This window comes from Tumebacillus lipolyticus (assembly GCF_042682745.1).
In the GTDB taxonomy this organism is placed as follows: Bacteria; Bacillota; Bacilli; order Tumebacillales; family Tumebacillaceae; genus Tumebacillus_A; species Tumebacillus_A lipolyticus.
Map to the genome: position 1 here is coordinate 1,305,558 of NZ_JBHUIO010000005.1, position 19,929 is coordinate 1,325,486.

Annotated in this window: 15 protein-coding genes; 3 read left to right on the forward strand and 12 right to left on the reverse strand. The window is 57.0% G+C overall.

Going from position 1 to position 19,929, the window contains the following annotated elements; translation table 11 throughout:
* Genes ACFSOY_RS11230 through rplI form a run of 4 tightly spaced genes read right to left on the reverse strand, consistent with a single transcriptional unit; the run spans position 1 to position 4,866 of the window.
* Positions 1 to 1,065 carry a hypothetical protein gene (locus ACFSOY_RS11230; protein ID WP_386046614.1) on the reverse strand — a complete coding sequence of 355 codons (1,065 nt, stop codon included), beginning with the start codon at positions 1,063 to 1,065 and terminating at the stop codon, positions 1 to 3.
* Positions 1,066 to 1,069: 4 nt separating this feature from the next.
* Positions 1,070 to 2,416 carry a replicative DNA helicase gene (gene dnaB / locus ACFSOY_RS11235; protein WP_386046616.1) on the reverse strand — a complete coding sequence of 449 codons (1,347 nt, stop codon included), beginning with the start codon at positions 2,414 to 2,416 and terminating at the stop codon, positions 1,070 to 1,072.
* 44 nt (positions 2,417 to 2,460) lie between these two features.
* Positions 2,461 to 4,413, reverse strand: coding sequence for a Lon family ATP-dependent protease (gene lonC / locus ACFSOY_RS11240; RefSeq protein ID WP_386046618.1), 1,953 nt, complete (start codon positions 4,411 to 4,413; stop codon positions 2,461 to 2,463).
* A 6-nt stretch (positions 4,414 to 4,419) separates the two neighbouring features.
* Entirely contained in the window at positions 4,420 to 4,866 is a 447-nt protein-coding gene (gene rplI / locus ACFSOY_RS11245) for a 50S ribosomal protein L9 (RefSeq protein ID WP_386046620.1), read from the reverse strand.
* 539 nt (positions 4,867 to 5,405) lie between these two features.
* Between rplI and ACFSOY_RS11250 the strand changes: the two genes are divergently transcribed.
* Positions 5,406 to 6,179 carry a class I SAM-dependent methyltransferase gene (locus ACFSOY_RS11250; RefSeq protein WP_386046622.1) on the forward strand — a complete coding sequence of 258 codons (774 nt, stop codon included), beginning with the start codon at positions 5,406 to 5,408 and terminating at the stop codon, positions 6,177 to 6,179.
* A 6-nt stretch (positions 6,180 to 6,185) separates the two neighbouring features.
* Here ACFSOY_RS11250 and ACFSOY_RS11255 read toward each other — a convergent pair whose 3' ends face one another.
* The 4 genes from ACFSOY_RS11255 to ACFSOY_RS11270 all read right to left on the reverse strand — a co-directional run bounded on the left by ACFSOY_RS11255 (position 6,186) and on the right by ACFSOY_RS11270 (position 10,921).
* Positions 6,186 to 7,301 (reverse strand): polysaccharide deacetylase family protein, encoded by a 1,116-nt coding sequence (locus tag ACFSOY_RS11255; protein WP_386046829.1) that lies wholly within the window; start codon positions 7,299 to 7,301, stop codon positions 6,186 to 6,188.
* Between the two features lie 204 nt (positions 7,302 to 7,505).
* On the reverse strand, positions 7,506 to 8,681 hold the full coding sequence (locus ACFSOY_RS11260; protein ID WP_386046624.1) for a M20 family metallopeptidase: 1,176 nt from the start codon (positions 8,679 to 8,681) through the stop codon (positions 7,506 to 7,508).
* A gap of 123 nt (positions 8,682 to 8,804) precedes the next feature.
* A complete protein-coding gene (locus ACFSOY_RS11265; RefSeq protein ID WP_386046626.1) occupies positions 8,805 to 9,734 on the reverse strand; it encodes an NAD(P)-dependent oxidoreductase in 930 nt (309 codons plus the stop codon).
* A 5-nt stretch (positions 9,735 to 9,739) separates the two neighbouring features.
* On the reverse strand, positions 9,740 to 10,921 hold the full coding sequence (locus tag ACFSOY_RS11270) for a nucleotidyltransferase family protein (protein ID WP_386046628.1): 1,182 nt from the start codon (positions 10,919 to 10,921) through the stop codon (positions 9,740 to 9,742).
* 245 nt (positions 10,922 to 11,166) lie between these two features.
* On the opposite strand from ACFSOY_RS11270, the gene ACFSOY_RS11275 reads away from it, so the two are divergent.
* Positions 11,167 to 11,748: a J domain-containing protein gene (locus ACFSOY_RS11275; RefSeq protein WP_386046630.1), complete on the forward strand. Its 582-nt coding sequence runs from the start codon at positions 11,167 to 11,169 to the stop codon at positions 11,746 to 11,748.
* A 127-nt stretch (positions 11,749 to 11,875) separates the two neighbouring features.
* Entirely contained in the window at positions 11,876 to 13,171 is a 1,296-nt protein-coding gene (hcp, locus tag ACFSOY_RS11280) for a hydroxylamine reductase (protein ID WP_386046632.1), read from the forward strand.
* Positions 13,172 to 13,295: 124 nt separating this feature from the next.
* On the opposite strand, the gene ACFSOY_RS11285 is transcribed toward hcp, so the two are convergent.
* The 4 genes from ACFSOY_RS11285 to abc-f form a co-directional block, all read right to left on the reverse strand.
* Positions 13,296 to 14,918 carry a phosphodiester glycosidase family protein gene (locus ACFSOY_RS11285; RefSeq protein ID WP_386046633.1) on the reverse strand — a complete coding sequence of 541 codons (1,623 nt, stop codon included), beginning with the start codon at positions 14,916 to 14,918 and terminating at the stop codon, positions 13,296 to 13,298.
* 170 nt (positions 14,919 to 15,088) lie between these two features.
* Positions 15,089 to 16,591: an ABC transporter permease gene (locus ACFSOY_RS11290; RefSeq protein WP_386046635.1), complete on the reverse strand. Its 1,503-nt coding sequence runs from the start codon at positions 16,589 to 16,591 to the stop codon at positions 15,089 to 15,091.
* Between the two features lies 1 nt (position 16,592).
* Positions 16,593 to 17,681 carry an ABC transporter permease subunit gene (locus tag ACFSOY_RS11295; RefSeq protein ID WP_386046637.1) on the reverse strand — a complete coding sequence of 363 codons (1,089 nt, stop codon included), beginning with the start codon at positions 17,679 to 17,681 and terminating at the stop codon, positions 16,593 to 16,595.
* A gap of 268 nt (positions 17,682 to 17,949) precedes the next feature.
* Positions 17,950 to 19,683, reverse strand: coding sequence for a ribosomal protection-like ABC-F family protein (gene abc-f / locus ACFSOY_RS11300; RefSeq protein WP_386046639.1), 1,734 nt, complete (start codon positions 19,681 to 19,683; stop codon positions 17,950 to 17,952).
* Positions 19,684 to 19,929 lie beyond the last annotated feature (246 nt).

Genomic DNA, 19,929 nt, shown 5'->3' on the forward strand with positions numbered 1-19,929 from the left:
TTACTTGTCCAAAAAGTCCTGTTCGAACTGCCAGAGCACGATCGGTTTCTCGACGATCCCGGCAAAATCCCGCAAGTTCAACTGGAACTGATGAAACGTTGTGCTCGGTCCGCTCACGTACTCGTCCAGCTTGTAGACGGGCGGGCCAAACCACCACGGCTTCAGCACCAGAAACCCTTCGCCCTGTTCATACGCTTCCACATTTTCGCGAACGAGCGGCGGCACATCGTGCACATAGCCGATCTTGCCGTAGATCAGCACGGCGATCACGATCAGGGGAACGAAGATCAGCAGCAGGCGGTAGGTCCACTTCCCGACCATCGGCTCCATCTCTTCATCATCCAGTTCCTTCTCGTCCGCTTCCTCTGCCGTCCGCTCTGAACCTGCCAGCTCTGCCACCATCGCAGCTGCCATCTCGTTGTGAGCGGTCTGCTGCTCCTGCAGGCTGGCCGCTCGTGTCTGATCGGGCTGCTCCGCAGTCAGTCGCGCCGCCCGATCGTGCTCGACAGGTTGCTCGACAGGTTGCTCGACAGGTTGCTCGACAGGTTGCTCGACAGGTTGCGCGGCAAGTTGTTCAGCGCGTGGTTCGACAGGCTTTTCGACGCTCTGCTGGTCACGATGTCCGACATGCGATTCAGCAGGTTGCTTCGTGTGTTGCTCGACACGTTTTTCGGTGCGTTGCACAACATGTTGCTCCTCGCGATGTGCTACACGCGATTCAGCAGGTTGCTTCATCTGTTTCTCGACACGTTTTTCGACGCGTTGCGCAACAAGTTGCTCCTCGCGATCTTCTGCACGCGATTCGGCAGGTCGCTTCATCTGTTGCTCAACGCGTTTTTCGGTGCGTTTCGCAACAGGTTGCTCCTCGCGATGCTCCGCACGCGATTCAGCAGGTTGTTTCATACGTTGTTCAACACGCGACTCGGCAGGCTGCTCGATGATTTCCTCAAGCGGCGCTGGAGTCGCTTTTTGCTTCTGCTGTTTTTCCTTCTTTCGCCCGTGCTTGTCTTTGCGGCTCGGAAGGGGCATCCCGACTTGCCAATCGGAGTTTTCATATCGGCTCATGATACTATGCTCCCGGCGCTCTCTCAAGAGAGACGAATTTGTTAAAGTTCTTCAAAAAGACCAGCTCGACCGTCCCCGTCGGACCGGAACGCTGCTTGGCGATGATGATCTCGATGATGTTTTTGCGCTCCGACTCCGGGTTGTAATAGTCATCGCGGTAGAGAAAGGCGACGATGTCCGCATCCTGCTCGATCGAGCCCGATTCCCGAAGGTCTGACATCATCGGCCGCTTGTCCTGCCGCGACTCGACCGAACGGGAGAGCTGCGACAGCGCGATGATCGGCACGTCCAGCTCGCGGGCGATCAGCTTCAGGGTACGCGAGATCTCGGAAACTTCCTGTTGGCGGTTGTCGCCGCGCCCGCGCCCTTGGATCAGCTGCAGGTAGTCGATCACGACCATCCCGAGCTTTCCACCCTGCTCCGCCTTCAAACGTCTGCATTTCGCCCGGATCTCCGCGACGGTGATCCCCGGCGTGTCATCGATGAAGATCGGCGCTTCTGACAAAGTGCCGACCGCCATCGTCAGCTTCGGCCAGTCATCCTCATCCAAGAAGCCTGTCCGCATCTTCCCCGCATCGATGTTCGCCTCTGCGCAGAGCATCCGCTGCACGAGCTGCTCCGCTCCCATCTCCAGCGTGAAGATCGCCACCGCTTCTCCCGCCCGCACCGCGATGTTCTGCGCGACGTTCAGAGCGAACGCCGTCTTCCCGACCGCCGGACGAGCTGCGAGGATGATCAACTCCGAGCCGTGAAAGCCGGAGGTCATCTTGTCGAGGTCAGGGTAGCCGGACGGAATGCCCGTCACCCCGCCTTTGTTGTTGTACAGAAACTCGATGCGCTCAAACGTGCTGAGCAGCACATCTTTGACGTGCGTAAACCCTTTGTTGATGCTGCCCGCCTGCGAGATCTGAAGAATGCTCCGCTCCGCCTCGTCGATCGCTTCGGTCACATCGACGCCCGTGTAGCCTGTGGCCGCAATCTTCGTCGCCGTGTTGATCAGGCGGCGCATCACCGATTTCTCTCTGACGATCGCCGCATAATGATCCGCATTGGCTGCGGTCGGCACCGAGTTGGACAGCGAGGCGAGGTATTGCACCCCGCCGATCTCGTCGATCTGACCTTGGTTTTGCAGATCGGTCGTCAGCGTCACCAAGTCGACCGGATTGCCCTTTTCGTTGGTGCGCAGGATCGCCTCATAGATCAGGCGGTGCGACTTGCGATAAAAATCTTCTGGTGTCAGCAGCTCAGACACGGTGATCAGCGCTTCATTGGAGATCAAGACCGCACCGAGCACCGCCTGTTCCGCTTCCACATTTTGTGGAGGCACCCGCTCCACGAGTTCTTCTTCCATGTGTTGCAGCGCCTCCCTTACCTATAGTTTCAACGGCGCGATCGTCAGCTGGCCGCGACCTGCTCCAACCGCTCTTCGAAGACGAGGCCGACCACTTCGTCGATCGTCTTGATCAGATGCACCTCGATGCCTTCCAAGTCGCTCGGCACATCGCGGCGGTTGTCATACGGCACGAGCACGCGGGTCATCCCAGCTTGGCGCGCGCCAAATATTTTCTCAAACACCCCGCCGACCGACTTCACCTTGCCCTGGATCGAAATCTCGCCGGTGATCGCCACATCCTGCGGGATCGGCTTGCTCAGCATCGCGCTGTAGATCGCCAAGGTGATCGCCACGCCTGCGGACGGACCGTCGATCCGCCCGCCGCCGACCACGTTGACATGAATGTCAAAATCCTGCACGTCCAGCCCGGTGATCCGGCGCAAGACGGCCGCTGCGTTGAACACCGAGTCTTTGGCCATCGAGCCTGCCGTGTCGTTAAAGCGCAGTCGCCCTTTGCCCGCTTCGTCAGCCGGATAGGCGACCGCTTCGATCTCGATCGTCGAGCCGAGGAAGCCTGCGACGCCCAGACCGTGGATCTTGCCGACCTCCGCTGGCTCCGCATCCTGCTCCTTGTCCTGCACATAGGGCACCAGTCGGTTCATGCGCAACACCTCTTCGATGTCCGCCTGCACGATCGTCACCGACTCCTCCGCCGTTCCGCCTGCCCGATAGACGGCAAGGCCGTGCGCGTCGGAGAGCAGGTTGACCGCCTTGCGCCCTTCGATCGTGTACTTGGCGATCGTCTTCGCCACCGATTGCTCCAAGCTGACCTGCAGCCGATCAGCAGCTCCGGCGACGATCTCCTCCACCTGCTGGGGAACCAGCGGTTCGAAATAGATCTCCGCACAGCGCGAACGAAGCGCCGGGTTGATCTCCGACGGGTCGCGCGTGGTCGCGCCGATCAGGATGAAGTCTGCAGGCGCTCCCTCTTCGAACAGCTTTTGAATGTATTTAGGAACGTTCGGATCTTCCGGATCGTAGTAGGGCGACTCGAAGCGCACCCGCTTGTCCTCCAACACTTTCAGCAGCTTGTTCTGCAAGACCGGATCGAGCTCCCCGATCTCGTCGATGAACAGGATTCCGCCGTGCGCATCGGTGACCAGACCGAGCTTCGGCTCCGGAATCGCCGTGTCGGCCAGATCGCGGCGCGCCCCTTGATAGATCGGGTCGTGCACCGAGCCGAGCAACGGGTTGGTGATGTCGCGCGGATCCCAGCGCAGGGTCGTCCCGTCCACTTCCACAAACGGCGCCTCTTCTGCGAACGGGGTCGAAGCGAGCTTCGCCGCCTCCTGCAGCGCGATCCGCGCGGCGGTCGTCTTGCCCACGCCGGGCGGACCGTAGATCAGGATGTGCTGCGGGAACGGGCTCGCCAGCTTGGACATCAGCGAGCGCTTCGCCTGCTCTTGGCCGATGATCTGCTCCATCTGTTGCGGACGCACCCGCTCATAGGTGGACTTGGAGAGCTTTACGCTGTCCAGCTTTTCCAACTGCGCATACTTTTTCAAAGTTTGCGCGTTTTCCGGGCCGGACTGCTCCTTGACCAGCTGTGTGCGAATCTCCTTGATGTAGTCTTCATGCTTCTCTTGCATCCGCTCGTTGACGCGCTTCTCCAGATCTTCCTCCACCGTCTTGCGGGCGAGGAAGTTGGCGATCGCCTCTTCGACATCATTCAAGATCTCAGGGATGCGCTCCGGCGTCGGTCGTTCCTCGATCGTCGGGTTTTCAAAGACGATCCGCTGCAGCGCGATGATGCGCTCCTCCACGCTCGAAGAGCGCATCAGGCTGAGCGCATCCAGCTTTCCTGCGCGAAGCACCAGCTTATCCGGTCCATAGATACTGCTAAGAATCCCAAACAATGCGGTGACCTGACGGCGCACCGCTTCCTCATCATCCAATTTTTCGTGTAGTTTGCTGCCGGGGATTCGGTTGAGCTTCTTGAGCAGTTTTTTTAACATGATCGATTACTCCGCAACGACTTGGACGCGAAGCTCCGTGGAGACTTCCGGATGCAGCTTGACTGTCACCACGGTGGTGCCCAACGCTTTGATCGGCTCGTCCAAGAGAATTTTCCGCTTGTCCACGTTCAGCTTCTTTTGATCTTTCAGCCCATCGGCGATCTGCTTGGTCGAGATCGCGCCGAATACGCGGCCGCCGTCGCCCGCTTTCGTTTTCAAAACGATGGTCGTCTCTTTCAAGATCACAGCAAGCTCTTTCGCTTCCTGCAGAATCTGTGCAGCCTTGCGCTCTTCGCCCGCCTCTTTTTGCTTCTGGCGATTGATGTTCTCAGCGGTCGCCTCAACGGCGAGGTTCTTTTTAAAAAGGAAGTTTTGCGCGTATCCAGCAGATACTTCTTTCACTTCGCCTTTCTTCCCTTGACCTTTTACATCTTGCAGAAAAATTACTTTCATCGTTTCACCCTCCAATGCGGATGAGGAGCCTTGAAACAGCATCTAGGACCAGAATTCTGCTTTGGGCATTCTTATCTCTAGTTATACCATGTTTCAACCCTGTGCGCGGCATGGAATGACTTCCAAAGGTGACAATGTGTCACCAGCGCCGCCGCTCCCCACCTCTTTTTAGTTGAAAATTGAAGCAGATGAACGGTTTACATCTGCCTCAATCTGCGCTCGCGCTTCCTATTCACTTTAAAACTGCTCAGATCGATCCTCACCGGGACAATCCACCTTTTTGCAACCGGATGACACAGCGCCGCGTCTATTAGATACCAGCAAACGCGCTTCGGTGACCTCGATCCCGCTTGCAACATCTGGCTGAGGAAGCCCGCTGCCACCGCTTGCCTGGGGCGCTTAGGGAAAGGATTTCGACAACTCATTTGGAACTTCCTGCATAAATCGTTCCGCGCGTGCAGGCTGACCGTCCCTGGAGCGCGTATTATTTCTGAAGCGAGACGAAAGTAAAAACGCAAGCATCGAGGAGGAGATACCGGATGACATCCAGCGAACGCGCCGGATCGTTCGATCACTATGTACAACAGTATGCAGCCCAGATGGACGAGCCCTGGGCTGACATGCTCTATCAACTGCTGTTCGCACAGCTCGGACAGGTGCTGACCCCGACGATGCGGTCGGCGCTGACCGTCGGGTGCGGGCTGGGAACGACAGATCGCTTTTTAGCTGAGCAGGGGCTTGCGGTCACCGGCACCGATATCGCGCCGGCGATGGTCGAGTTTTCTGCGCGGCAGGCGGCAGAAGCTGGTCTTGCGATCACCTATCGCGTACAGGACGCGATGACCGCCCGCTTCGATCAGCCGTTCGACCTGATCGTCTGCCACAATGTGCTGGAGTATGTCGATCTGCCCGAATTTGTGATCGCCAACCTCGCCACCTCGCTGCGGTCGGACGGCCTGCTCTCGTTGGTGCTGCACAATCCGACCGCCAAAGTGCTCAAAGCTGCCGTGTTCAACCAAGATCCGGAGCGAGCGCTTGCGCTGTTGGACCAGCGTGAGTTTCATTATGAGCTGATGAACAAAAGCGCGCGCGCATACACGCTCAAGGAAGCGGTCAATTGGCTCCACCTCTGCGGGCTGGAGGTCGTCGAACATTTTGGCGTGCGCACGCTCTACGACCTGATCCCCAACCAGCCTAAGTATGATCCCGCTTGGCACCAACAGGCGCTGAAGATGGAGCTGGAGCTGAGTAAGCGCTCCCCTTTCCAAGAGATCGCGATGTTTCACCATCTGATCGCACGCAAAAAGGGCTGACCTGCATCACCTGCGATCGTTCCAAAAGTTGAGCGGAGGCATGTTCCCTTTCAGCGGGCGCAGGTCATACCCGCTTGCCTGCAGATGGGTGAGGATGCGCGGCAGGGCGGCGAGCGTCGCCTTGCGGTCATGCAAGAGGATCACCGGCGTCTCCAGCTGAGCGGTCTGCTTCACCACTTCGCGCACGATCTGATCGGGTGTGACGTTCAGACTGCGCGAATCGTAGCTGTCCACGTTCCAGTCCCACATCCGATACCCTGCGCCAACCAGCCGGTCGCGATAGCTTTGCGACATCCACGGCTTGCTGCCATATGGAACGCGCGCCATGTTGGTGCGGATTCCGGTCACGCGGGTCAGCGCGGCGTTGCACTGCTCCATCTCGTTCACCACCGACTGTGCAGACGCGTAGATCACCTGCGCATTATGCGTCACCCCATGCAGTGCGAGCCCATGCCCGGCGCTTGCCATCCGCTTCACTTCGCGCGGATGCGACTCGATCTGCCGTGCCAGCATGAAAAATGTCGCCTGTGCTTCATAGCGGGCCAGAGTGTCTAAGATCTGCGCCGTATGCTCGTTGGGCCCATCATCAAACGTGAGGTAGGCGATCTTGTCGGGCAACTTCGCTTTTTCTGCCGCAATTTTTCGCTGGTTGCTCAGATAGACTTCTGCATCCTCCAGACGCCCAGCACCATCTCGGGCGCGGGCGATCGGGCCTTGCGGAAAATAGGAAACCTTATATTCGAACAGGTCGGCCACCGTGCGAAACGGCACCATCAGCCTGTTTTTCTTCAAATAGAGCGGCAACGATGTGGACAGTCCGGTGGAAGTGGTCATCCATCTGTCCGGGATGTTGATGGTGAGGCGCTTGTCCTTGCGCACCACCTGCACCGTCTCCGTTTTCACATCGTACTCGACCGTGGCGCCGATCGCTTCGGCAAAAGCGCGCAAGGGCAGATAGGTGGTGCCGCCGATCAGCTCCGGCTGCGCATCGGAAAAGGACACCAGCTGATCGTTCAAGGCGACCGCAATATACTCTTTTTGCGTCTGCGCGCTCACAGTCTCGCCTTTCGCCAACGCGAACAGGCCAAGTAGGATGGTCAGCAAGATGATCGTTCGCAACATATACCGCACAACGACTCCCCCAATTCTTCTCTATCATTTGAGCAAGATTCTTCTACTCAGCAAGAATCTTCTTCTCAAAATGGTTATGAGGGAGAGTCGTAGAAAAGACCGGCGAATATTTCTTGGGAAATAAAAATGACCCCCAGCGAAAAGTGAGGGTCATTTAGCACAACCTGATCGATTGTTGACAGCAACATTGATCAGCTAGGCAAGCAGTTTAAACGTGGCGCCGACGAACAGCTTCACACCGTACTCCAACGACTCTTCGTCGATGTCAAAGTTCGGATGATGATGGGGATGGACGATTCCTTTCGCCGCATTCCCCGCCCCGGTGAAGAAGAAGCAGCCGGGCGCTTTTTGTTGGAAGGCGGAGAAATCTTCGCCGCCCATGTTCGGATCGAGATGCTGGATCGCCTGCTCGCCGAACAGTTCGCGCATCGTCTCTTCGATCGCACCGGTCACCCGCTCCTCATTGACGACAGAGCGGTAGCCATGTTCGTAGCGGAACGTGTAGGTGGCACCATGCGCTTCGCAGATGCCGCGGACGATCTGTTCCATGCGCTCGGCAGTATGCTTGCGAATCTCCGGATCAAAGCTGCGCACCGTACCCTGCATCTCGACCGTGCCGGGAATCACATTGTGCGTCGTGCCGCCGTGGAACTGGGTGACCGAGACGACCAATCGACCGAGCGGATTGGTGTTTCGAGCGACGATGTGCTGCAGGTTGGTGACGACTTGGGCACCGATGGCGATCGCATCGATCGTCTCATGTGGCTGTGCCGCATGCCCGCCCGCACCTTGGATCGTGATCCAAAACGTGTCGGGCGCTGCGGTCGCCGGACCATACGTAACGCCGACCAGACCCGCCTCCAGACCCGACCAGAGATGCTGCCCGATCACCATGTCGACGCCTTCCATCACGCCCGCTTCCACCATCTCTTCCGCGCCGCCCGGCGCGAGCTCTTCGGCGTGCTGAAAGAGAAAGCGAACTTCGCCTTTGATCTCCGCTTGCAGCGTAGACAGCACCTTTGCTGTGCCGAGCAAGATCGAGGTATGACCATCATGACCGCAGGCGTGCATCACGCCCGGATTTTGCGATTTGTATTCCACGTCGTTCGCCTCTTCGATCGGCAGCGCATCCATGTCGGCGCGAATCGCCAACACCTTCCCCGGCTGCTTGCCGATCAACCGCGCCATCACGCTGTTTTTCGTCGGTCTCGACAGCTCCAGATTGCCAAACGATTCGAGCGTTTCATAGACGAACTGCGCCGTTTTCTCCTCTTGGAATGACAGCTCAGGATGCTGGTGCAAAAAGCGCCGCCAGCGGATCACCTGTTCTTTGACGCTCTCCGCGAGCTTGTGTACCTCGACTTCGACCACAGGTTGCCCCTCCTTTTTCCCCTTCGAGTGTGTGTCTATTCCAAATGATAACAGTAACAGATTGTTTTGAATAGATAAAAAATTTCTTGGATCATAAGCCCTCCCGCTGATGAGGGCCACTGATCAGAAGACCGCCTTCTGGTTAACACCTGTTACGTTTTGCAGGTAGAGCAGCGAGGTGGCGGAGACGTCGAGGTGCCCGCTGCCGGAACGCACCACCTGGCTCAGCCGCTCCATCGCCTGCTCCCCAACCGGATATTCGCGCTGAAGATCGGCTGCGCTCAGCATCGCGTAGACCATATCTTTGTGCAGGATGCTCACTTTGGAAAACACTTCATCGTGCGAGCCCTCGATCATCTTCTGCCCTTTGTCCTTCAGGTTGCGAATGGCAAAGCCGGTCGCATCGAACGTGTTCACCACCTGCTGCAGATCGAGGCCGAACGCTTGCGCCATGCCGACCGCCTCCCCGAGCGCGACGAGCATCGTCCCGGTAAACAGGTTGTAGAGCAGTTTGAACCGCGTGCCACAGCCTGTCGGGCCAAATCGGTACTGCGCTTGCGAGATCGCGTCGAGCACCGGGCGGACGCTTTCGATCGCCTGCAGATCGCCACCCAGGAACAGGTGGAGCGTGCCCGCCTCCGCTCCCGCCCGATTGCCGGTGGTCGGGCTGTCGATCGGCAACAGCCCTTCCGCCTGCAGACGCTCGCTCCAGCGCTCGATGCAGGCGAGCGAAAGCGTGGAGCATTCGAGGCCGACCGTGCCGGGAGCCGCTCCGGCAAGCGCGCCGCTCGGACCGTACCAGACCGCTTCGCTCGCCGCATCGTCTGTGACGACCGACAGGATCACATCCGCTCCTCTCGCCGCCTCAGCTGGCGTCTCGCACAGCGTGTCCTGCCGCTCGACGAGGCTGTGCAACCTGTGTGCGGTGCGGTTGTAGAGGCGCAAGGTCAAACCTGCCCGCTGCATGTTGCGGATCATCCCGCTGCCCATCATGCCTGCGCCGAGCACCGCGACTGTCAAATCGCTCTTCTCTCCCCTGCTTGCTTCCCTCATCCCTATCACCTCTTGGCCGGAATCAGATCGTTGTAAAGATCGGGAATCTTGTCCTCCCCCGTCACCTGCATCCGCCACCTGCGCACATAGTCGCGGCGAAGCAAGATGACCGTCTTCAACAGCTCGCGAAACGCATCATTGTGCAAGCGAAGCGGTTCGTTCCACAGATTGTCGGTCAAAATGTGCAGATCTGCCTTGACGGCGACCAGATCGTCCTGCTCCATCCGCCGCAGAATCGTCGAGAACAGCTCCAAGAACAGGCGCTGGCCTTCGCCGTCTTCATCGAGCGAGAACATCAGGGCGAGCAGGGCGTAGCGATAGGATGGCAGGATGTGCGCGGAGCGAAGCGACAGCTCGTCCAGCCGTTCCCGCAGTTGATCGGAGCTGACGTCCGGCTGCTCGAAGCCCAGATGGACGGCCATCGACGCTTTGAGGATCTTGATCACATCGAGCTCAGGGATCTCCACCGTGCCAAACAGTTCCCGCGCTTCTGTGAGCAAGGCGATCGTCTCCGGATCGACGATGCGCGCGACTCGCGGGTCGAACCGCTTCTGGTAAACGCTGTAATAGCCGATCACCTCATCTTCGGCGGAGCGGAATTGGGTGCGCAGACATTCGAGGATCAGCTTGACATAGTGATAGCGCGCCTCCGGTCGAAAATAGGCGCCTTTGCTCAAGCCGCTCCACTGCGGGTGCAAGAACGTGTTGGAGATCTGATGCACCATCACGTTGAACATCTGCACCGGATCGAACGCATCTTTTGCCAAGCGCTCCACATCAAACGACTGATAGACTGGAAAGCGTTGTGCTAGCGACAGATCGCGGGCAAAAAAACCGCTGGCGTTGTTCAGGTCGGACACGAGCGCGACGGTCGAATTGAACTGCGGATAACGCTGCTTCAGAAAAGACTCAAGATTTTTCAACCACGGATCGTGCTGATGTTCAAGCGAGGTGTGCACCACAAAATCAATATCGGAAAACAGCCGCAGCTCCCCGGCTTCCGTCCAGCATACGGACGGCTCCTGCCGAGCCAACGACCCACCGGTGTAGACGACCGCCGGGATCGCTCGCTCGCGAAAGAGGCGGCGAATCTCATCAAAATAGTGGTGGAGCATGCGGTTGAGCTCCGCTCGTACCTCTGCTGACAAAAAGACGGAGTTCAGACAAACGCTGTGCGCTTCGGACATGATCAAAATCCCTCCTGCACTGAATTTACAATATCTTATCTAAAACTTTACATATACCGTGTTGACAATTTGCACAACGTATTGATTATAAAAATAATTAAACCTGTGAAATCATTTATACCAACACATTAACTTAAAGTCAACTATAAAATATAAGATCTGCGTGAGAGTTCGTAAGCTGTGCAGAGGTATGATACGATTATGAGCGGTAGATCGACCGATTCCGCACAGAGGAGGAGAAACGGATGGAGGACGCGTTGCGAAAGCTGTCGCAAATCGACTGGGAACACCTATCCGATCGGGAGCTGTTGACGATGCATCAGCAGCTGTTGCAATGGCAGGGTCGCCTGCAACAGCTGGTCGAGGAGGTGGCCGATGTGCGAGCGCACAGCTGGTGGTCACAGCTGCCCGCTGAAGATGCGCGAACGATTCGCCTGCTGTTAAAAGGTGGCCGGCTGACCCCGCAGCTGCTGAAACACCAACCTGCGCTTTCCCATCTGATGCTGCTCGTCGAGATCGACAATCCTGACGTGGTGCGGCTGTGGGCGAAGATGACGCCCGAAGCGCGAGCAGAGCGGATCGAAGACTTGCGCGCCGCCATCTTGCACACCGAGGTGCGCCGGACGACATCCGAACGGGAAGATGAGCAGGAGTCGCGGCTATTGGCCTATGAAGTGCTCGGGTTGACCCCGAGCGCCTCCTGGTCGGACGTGAAGAAGCGGTACCGCGACTTGGCGGCGAAGCATCATCCAGACCAAGGTGGAGACACTCTGATCTTCATGGGGTTACAAAAGGCTTACCGACTCTTGGAAAACAGGTATTTGTGACCATGCCCCCACTCGGGACATTCAGGGATTCCCCCCGACCAACTCGGGGAATCTCCCGATACATCCCCCTCTCCCCTTCTCCTATACTGATGATGACTTAGGAAAAGGAAATGAGAGGTTTTTCCATATGTATTGCAATCAGTGTAAACACGCCCAGAGAGGCGGCTGTAAAGTGGTCGGCGTCTGTGGGAAAAATGAAGAGATCTCCTCGCTTCAAGACTTGATCATCAACGCGCTCAAAGGCGTCTCCGCCTATGCGACACATGCCCGCCAGCTCGGGTCCTATGATGAAGAGGTCAACCGCATCACGCACGAAGCGCTCTATATGACCCTGACCAACTCGAACTTCGACCTGAACGAGCATCTTGAAATGGCGATCGAAGTCGGCTCTGCTGCGGTTCTCGTCATGGACATGCTGGACAAGGCGCATACCGCCCACTTCGGCATTCCCGAGCCGATCACCGTCACGCAGAACAAGATCGAAGGCCATTCGATCGTCGTCACCGGGCACAACCTGTACGCGCTGGAAGAGCTGCTCAAGCAGACGGAAGGCACCGGCATCAACGTCTACACCCATTCGGAGATGCTGCCTGCACACGGCTATCCTGCCTTAAAGCGATATCCGCACCTCAAGGGCAATGTCGGCAAATCGTGGCATGACCAGCGCCGGCTGTTCGAAGAGTTTCCCGGCGCGATCCTCGCGACGACCAACTGCGTGATGCAGATTCGCGGCACCTACGGCTATCGCTTCTTCACCTACGATGTGGTCGGGATGGACGATGTCGCAAAGATCGAAAATGACGACTTCTCGCCGTTGATTCGCACCGCGCTCGCCCTGCCGAAAGCGGAGGTCTCCTCCGATCTCACCCTGAGCACCGGCTTTCACCATCAGACGGTGATCGACTTCCTGCCACAGCTGGTGGATGCTGTGCGGTCGGGCAAGATCAAGCGCTTTTTCGTCATCGCCGGCTGTGACTCGCCAGGGCCTGGAGGCAACTATTATCGTGAACTCGCCGAAAGCTTGCCTGACGACACGGTCATCTTGACCACATCCTGCGGCAAGTTCCGCTTTAACGACCTTGAGTTCGGGACGATCGACGGGACGATACCTCGCTATATCGACCTCGGGCAGTGCAACAACTCGATCTCTGTCGTCAAGATCGTCTTGGCACTCTCCGATGCGCTGCGCATTCCGGTCGAACAGCTTCCCGTCTCGATCGTGCTCTCCTGGTTTGAGCAAAAGGCGATCGCGATCCTGCTCGGCCTGTTCTCGCTCGGCATCCAGGACATCCGCATCGGTCCCAAGCCGCCTGAGTTCATCTCCGCTGGCGTGCTCAAAGTGCTGCAGGAGACGTTCGGCCTCAAGATGATCACCACGGCGGAGGAAGATCTGATCGAGATGCTCCCGATGGTGGCTCACTGATCACCACTCCCCAATGAAAAGACCGTTCTCTGCGCATCGATCCGCACAGAACGGTCTTTGTAAAATAGGGTCGATCCGCAATCGTTGCGCGGATCGACCCTTCCTCATGTTCCTCACACAGCTATTATTTCCCAACCTTTTTCATCGCCACATCGAGCAGCGAGGCGACACCTGCGCGCTTCGCCTGCTCTTTCGGCACGAACGCTTTATCCCCGAACGCGTCGACGATCAACCCCTGCTTGATCGCCAGATGCACATCTTTTTCCAACCAAGAGCTTGGCGGGTCTTGCAACCAGCGATCTTTTGCCGTCTCTTTTACGCCGCTCTTGGCGAGGACGCGGGCGAGGATCGCCACGATCTGCTCTTCGGTCACCGGATCTTTGCCGCCAAAGTCGGTGCTGGAGTAGCCCGCCATGTAGCCCGCGTTGACCACCGCACCGGCAAAGCTGTCATACCACGTTCCGGCCGCATCGCGGAACGTGTGCTTGCCATCCTTCGGCAGTTGGAACGCGTTGGTCAGCACTGCTGCCAGCTCGGCGCGCGTCATCGTCTGGCTCGGCTTGAAGAAGCGAGCGCTACCGACCACTTCTCCGTTCATCACGCCTTTTTGTTTTAGGCGAGCGATCGCATCATACGCATAATGATCATTGTAGACATCCACATAGCCGGAAGCGTTGACAGACGACGCATCCCGTTTTTTGACGATGATCGCATTGGGCACTTCACGTCCCGGCGTCGTCAGATAGGAACCGTTCGCATAAAGTCCGGCCGTCGCTCCGCTGTCCATGCCGACCGCATGGACCATCCCGAGCGCTTTTGCCACATCGGCCAGCTCATAGACAGATACGTTGGGCACCGTGCCCATCACCAGTCGGTTGTCAGAACGCCATCCGACAAACGTGCGGATCGAGCGGCTGGTGCGCGAGGTCTGCTTCGGATCGGTAAACTTCTCCGCGATCGGATCGACGACCACCGCGCCGCCAGACACCAGCAGCGGCCCGCCGCCCATCATGTTGCCGAGCGCATCGAGGTTGACCGGCTGTCCACCCGAGTTGCGATAGGTGATCTTATAGTCGGCCTTCTCGCCCACATCGAACACGCTGGCAGAAGATGCGACATTCGCCCCAAAGTGCACCAGATAGCCGTTGGCAGGGATGGCAGCATCGCCGTTTACGATCTTGCTGACGACACCGTTTTGGACGACGACCGTCTTCCCGCTTGCGGGCAGCGCTCGCTTCTTCGCATCGGGCGTCAAGATCGAGATCGCGCTCGGGTTGTCGTAATAATGGTTGATCCCCCAGGCGGACCAAGTGTTCGGCCAGCTCCACGATCCGTCCGAACCGCCTTCGATCGTCGGATAGATGCGCCCAAAATACGGCTCGTTCAGCGTGTTGATGCCAAACACCGCGCCGAAGCTGCCATTGTGCACAAACTTCCCGTTGGTGCGCACCACCGTCAAAGGCTGTCCGTCCGAATAGGCGTTAAAATACCCGCCGTTGATCGCCGCGAGCGCACCGTTTCGCTGGGCGAGCGCTGCGAGCGATTCCGTCTCGCCAACCTTGCCTTCTGCAGACACCGCCTTCACTTCCAAGTTGGTGTCATTCAAGTTCACATACACCAGCTGGACAGACCTGCCCAGCACCGTCTGGCTCGCAGCACCTACGCCAGCATAGTCTGCGCTGGCGATCGCCGGAACGCTTGCCAACAGCGCTGTGGAAAGCAGAGCTGCTACCACTGTTCGTTTCATCCTGCACCTCCAATGATTTCCTCCCCCGTTGCTGTCTAACCATTTCGCCGCTCAGAGGGGGTATCCCTCTTCTCAGCAACCTACAGAAGCATTGGAAGGCAGAAAGGAGCTGCTAGGAGAGCGCCTCTTTGCGTCCTGTCGGCAACCTGTTCGGCCGGACTTGGCAGGCTCTATCTGTCCGGAACAGATTGTGCTGGGCCTCCGACAGCCTCAACGATATAAATGGAACTTTTCATGACGAGCAGCCATCGCTCCTCCTGTCCGCTCCGATTTTTAACGATGACTTCGACATCATAGCGAGGGATCGCATCGGACGCTACCTTTTGCGAAATTGGATTTTTGTAGATCTTTTCGGCTCCTACAAACTTGTATCCCCCAGCAGTCAGCGCCTCGATCCAAGTTCGCCACGGTTCGGGCGGCGCAGCCTCCGCTTTTTCAAAATAGCTCCTCGCGTACTCCCACTTCCCCGCCTCAAGATACTTCATAAATTGTGTCGAATTTTGAAGCATCAATTTAAAGCTTTTTTCATTCGAGCCTGTCACTCTGGCATCCAGCGTCGACTGCGCTAACAAGCGAGTTTCATGCTCCTGATCAGCAGTCGCGTCCACCTGAAGGGCAACAGGCTGTTTGTCAGGCAAGAAGAGCAGGATCGCAACACAGGCGATCGAAACTGCTGGAACCGCGATCAGCGAACCTCTCTGTTGCCAAAACGGTTTGCGTTTTATAAAAACTGGCCGATCGAGCCGCTTCTGCAGCACGTGCGCAAAATAGGACAGAATCAAGACGGAGCTGGCAAAAAACAGGCCGGGCGCCACGACGATCCATTGGAAGTTGCGCAAATAGTCTGTTCCGTAGGCGATCATGCTCGCCCATTCCCCATTGCTCGACAGCAGAATAAACTTCATCTCTTCCGTAAAATAGACTTCGCTGCCCCCGACAAAAACACCGAGCACCGCCAATTGGCCCACCAAAAACAGCACTTGGACATACTCGGTTACAAACCCGTACAGCAGTTCTGGCCGAAACTGGGGCAACAGGTGGCGAACGATGATCTGCCCGCTCGATGCTCCTAAGCTTTTCGCGGCTGCCACATATTCCTTCCGATAAAAAAACTGAGCGCGGTCGGCGATCTGGTCAGCCAAAGTAAAGATTCCCGCGATCACCAACATGATGAACATGGCGATCGAGAAAAAAGTGATGCGCGGGTCTCCCGGCTGTAGTCCTGAATTGATCGCCATCGTCTGGCTGAGCGAATAAAGCGCGGGGAACAGGATCAGGATCACCGGAACTGAAGATGAAACAACCTGCATGATGCGCAAGGGGCTGCGAAAGATCCCTGTCACGCCGATGTACATCCCGATCGGTATCGCGATCAAGAAGCGAGCCAGGGTCACCGCCAATCCGATGCCTAGCGTGTACTTGGCTCCGTTTAGCAGCAAGCTCAACAGATCAAAGCCGCGATGATCGGTGCCCAATAGATGCTCTTTGCTGGGTGGGAAAGGTGGGATTGCTATCTTCACCTCCCCATCAACCTGTTGACGCACCATCGTGACCTTATCGCCCTCGTCGATCGTGTACGGCATGAAATGACTGCCAAAAACCGCGAGCAAGAGGAGCAACAACACTAACGTCCAGGCGAAAATGTGCTGATATTTCAGAGTATCCCCCCGCAAATTAGCTCCCCCTTCTCTTTTGCACAACCTGACGGTTGCGCAAATAGGAAATCAAGCCGTTCGTCAACAGGGTGAAAATCGCCAAGATCGCACATGTGGTGGCCAGCGACGAGACTGCTGTCACCGATTGGGCAAAGGGATATCCACCGATGCCAAAGATCATCGTCATCACCTCTGCGACGACCATGCTTGCAATCGCGACAGATACCGCTCTTGGCAAGATCGTCAACAGATCTTCCACCGTGTTACGAAACATGTGCCTTGAGATGACCAGAGATCGGCTCAACCCTTTCGAATAGGCAGTTTTGATATACCCCTCCCGCCACTCTCGTTCGAAAGCGATGCGCAACGCACCGTAAATCAGCGCACCGGGGAGCACAGATATCCCGAGCATCGGAATCAGAAACGGAATCTGATCTTGATATTGCATGACCACGATCACCGTGCTGTTCATTCGCCGATCGATTGCGATCGCAGCGTACTGAATCAAGACGATCATCAGAAAGTCGGGTACGCTGAGCAGCAGTCGGTTCGAGATGTCCAGCACCCTTCCAATCCGGGGCTTCCAAACGGCTAGCAGAGCGAGCGCGATCCCTGATGTCACGCCTACCAGCAGACCTGGGATCAGATAGGAAAAGCTTCGGAACGCCATCTCCGAAAGGTGTTCGGTAATCGGGACTGTTTTGAAAACAAACCCGTTTCTGAATGAAATTTCGCCAAAGGTTCCAGAGGTGTACATCTCTGCACAATGCTTGAGCGCGACCAGATACTGATCCACATTGAGCCTCGGTAAGGTGTAAACCCGAAAGGTGAGATCGACCTGCTTATCATTCTGGAGCAGTGATATATATTCCGATTCCTTTTCTTCAGGGAAGCCGATGATCACATCTGGCTCTTCACTGATCAGCCGAGTTCCTTGGTTCCGCTCGACCACCTCAGCTCCGGTCGCCCCCGGAAGCAGCGTGACTTTGACTCGGTCATGCGCCAGAGCATCGAACGCAAATCCCAAGTTGCTCACCAAAAAGATACTGAGCAGAATCAGCAGGAGTTTTAATAGCGGCTTGATCACTCTTATTAGAATAATGTTCACCACACCCTCTGTTTTTGATAGAATATTCTTTCTAATATAATTTTAGGCTAATTATATCAGGTATGTTATATTTAGGAAATCCCTTAATTTTCAAATCTCCGATCTGTTGACTGCACACCCGCCCTTTTGAATTGGGCCAGCAATTTTTGTGCGGATGCATGCACAAAAAAACGGACTTGCCCGCGACCACTTCTCCAAAGTGTCTGCTGACAAGTCCGTGTGAAAGAGAAAACATCAAAGCTTTGCCTGATCGACCGACTCGTAAAGATCAGCGGCTCAACTCAGTCCTCAATCGATTGCGCTCTCGGCTCAGCTCAAGAAACTCCCGCTCATGCTCCGCCTTCTTCTGCTCGTCAAGCTCGACGCCAAGCGACCAGGCGAGCTGTGCCAGCCGGTTTTCGATCTGCAAGATCTGATCTTGCGACAGCTTGCGCGACTCCTTCTTGCCCCGCTTCCTGTGGGCAACACCCGCCTGCTTGCGCTCCTGATATTCCTTGAATCCATACGGGTGCACGATCAACCGCCCATCCCGCAGCTCCCAGACCTTGTTGGTGATCTTCTCCAAAAAGTAGCGGTCGTGTGAAGCGCAGATGATCGCGCCCTCGTACTCCTGCAGCGCCGCCTCGACCCGCTCGCGAGTGGGGATGTCAAGATGGTTGGACGGCTCGTCGAGCACCAGCAGGTTGGTGCGGCTGAGCACCAGTTTGACAAACACGTAGCGAACTCGCTCTCCGTAGCTCAGCGTGGACAGCTTGCGAAACACTTCCTCCTGGCGAAAGAGGAAGCTGCCCAGAAAGACGCGAGCGGTCGCGCGATCCACTCCGTCGAGCTGCAGCAGGTCATCGAGCAGCGTCCGCTCCAAGTTCAGCGAGGCGAACACCTGATCAAAATAGCCGATCTTCGCAGTCGGCGTCACTCGCAACTGCCCCGATTGCGGTGTCAGCTCCCCGGTGAACAGCTTGAGCAGCGTGGTCTTGCCCGCCCCGTTCGCGCCGACCAGTGCGATCCGATCCCCTTTTTCCAAGAAGAACGTCAGCTGTTCGAGCAGCGTCCGCTCCCCATAGCGGAACGAAACCTCTTCGCCCCTGACCAGCACGGGACGCTCCGCCTGCGCCGCATCGAGAAACTGAACGTTTGCCTGCAGCCGACGCTCCGGCTTCTCCTCCGGCTCCATTTCGTCCAGGCGGCGCTGCATCGCTTTGGCGACGTTCGCCGTCTTGAGCGCGCGCGCCTGATCGATCGCTTTCAGGTGGCGTGTGAACGTGTCGGGCTGCTTGCGCCCCTTCTCCCCTTTGGCCGCCCACTGCTTTTTGCGAGCGATCGCCTCTTCCAGTCGCTTTTTTTCCTGCAAATACTCGTCATATTCCTGCTGAACGCGCTCTTGCTCCGCTTCCACCCAAGCGGCATAGGCGGAGTATGCGCCTGGATAGGAAGTGATCTTGCCCGCTTTCAACTCCCATGTCTGATCGGTGATCTCATCGAGAAAGCGGCGATCGTGGGAGATGATCACCAGCGCGACGCTCTGCTTTTTCAGCACAGCTTCCAGCCAACGCAAAGTGTCGAGATCCAGATGGTTGGTCGGCTCGTCGAGCAACAGCAACTCCGGATTGCGGCTGAGTGCCGCGAGCAAGGCGATCTTCGTCTGCTCACCGCCGCTCAAGCTGCCCAGCTTGCGCTCCCACATCTCTTCTGTGATCACAAGCTCCTTGGCAATCCCCGGCTGCACCTCGACCGCTTGCTTGGCCAACCAGTCGGCCACCACCAGATCGTCATCCGCTTCCAGCGACTGCGGAAGATAGCCGATCACACAGCGCCTGATCAGCGTGCCGCCTTCAGGCTCTTCGATCCCAGCGAGCAGTTGCATCAAGGTTGATTTCCCCTCGCCGTTCGCTCCGATCAGACCGATGCGATCTCCTTCGCGCACCTCAACATCGATCTGTTGAATCAACTCACGCGTGCCTTTCGATTGATACAGGTTGAACGCTTGTAATAAAACTGTCATCTGTAGGTCACTCCCTGTGTGTTCAAGTTTGACAACAGGACCCCTACATCAAAAAAACCGCGGGTGCAGAAGCGCCCACGGCAAAAGAACAGATTCACGCATCGATGGCGAATCGGACTTCTACATCTATGGTCCACTCTGCGAGTCACTGAAAACAGTCAGACTGCTCCCGTCCTCGCCGCTCGCATTCTCTGCAAGCCGCGTTTGCATTCTACACCCGATCTGCTCATGTGGGGTCATTAGAAT

Bases quoted from the DNA above. Each gene is read 5' to 3' on its own strand.
- ACFSOY_RS11285 (WP_386046633.1), bottom strand. From the start codon at position 14,918: ATGAAACGAACAGTGGTAGCAGCTCTGCTTTCCACAGCGCTGTTGGCA.
- hcp (WP_386046632.1), top strand. From the start codon at position 11,876: ATGTATTGCAATCAGTGTAAACACGCCCAGAGAGGCGGCTGTAAAGTG.
- abc-f (WP_386046639.1), bottom strand. From the start codon at position 19,683: ATGACAGTTTTATTACAAGCGTTCAACCTGTATCAATCGAAAGGCACG.
- dnaB (WP_386046616.1), bottom strand. From the start codon at position 2,416: ATGGAAGAAGAACTCGTGGAGCGGGTGCCTCCACAAAATGTGGAAGCG.
- ACFSOY_RS11265 (WP_386046626.1), bottom strand. From the start codon at position 9,734: ATGAGGGAAGCAAGCAGGGGAGAGAAGAGCGATTTGACAGTCGCGGTG.
- rplI (WP_386046620.1), bottom strand. From the start codon at position 4,866: ATGAAAGTAATTTTTCTGCAAGATGTAAAAGGTCAAGGGAAGAAAGGC.
- ACFSOY_RS11230 (WP_386046614.1), bottom strand. From the start codon at position 1,065: ATGAGCCGATATGAAAACTCCGATTGGCAAGTCGGGATGCCCCTTCCG.
- lonC (WP_386046618.1), bottom strand. From the start codon at position 4,413: ATGTTAAAAAAACTGCTCAAGAAGCTCAACCGAATCCCCGGCAGCAAA.
- ACFSOY_RS11275 (WP_386046630.1), top strand. From the start codon at position 11,167: ATGGAGGACGCGTTGCGAAAGCTGTCGCAAATCGACTGGGAACACCTA.
- ACFSOY_RS11250 (WP_386046622.1), top strand. From the start codon at position 5,406: ATGACATCCAGCGAACGCGCCGGATCGTTCGATCACTATGTACAACAG.
- ACFSOY_RS11270 (WP_386046628.1), bottom strand. From the start codon at position 10,921: ATGTCCGAAGCGCACAGCGTTTGTCTGAACTCCGTCTTTTTGTCAGCA.
- ACFSOY_RS11255 (WP_386046829.1), bottom strand. From the start codon at position 7,301: ATGTTGCGAACGATCATCTTGCTGACCATCCTACTTGGCCTGTTCGCG.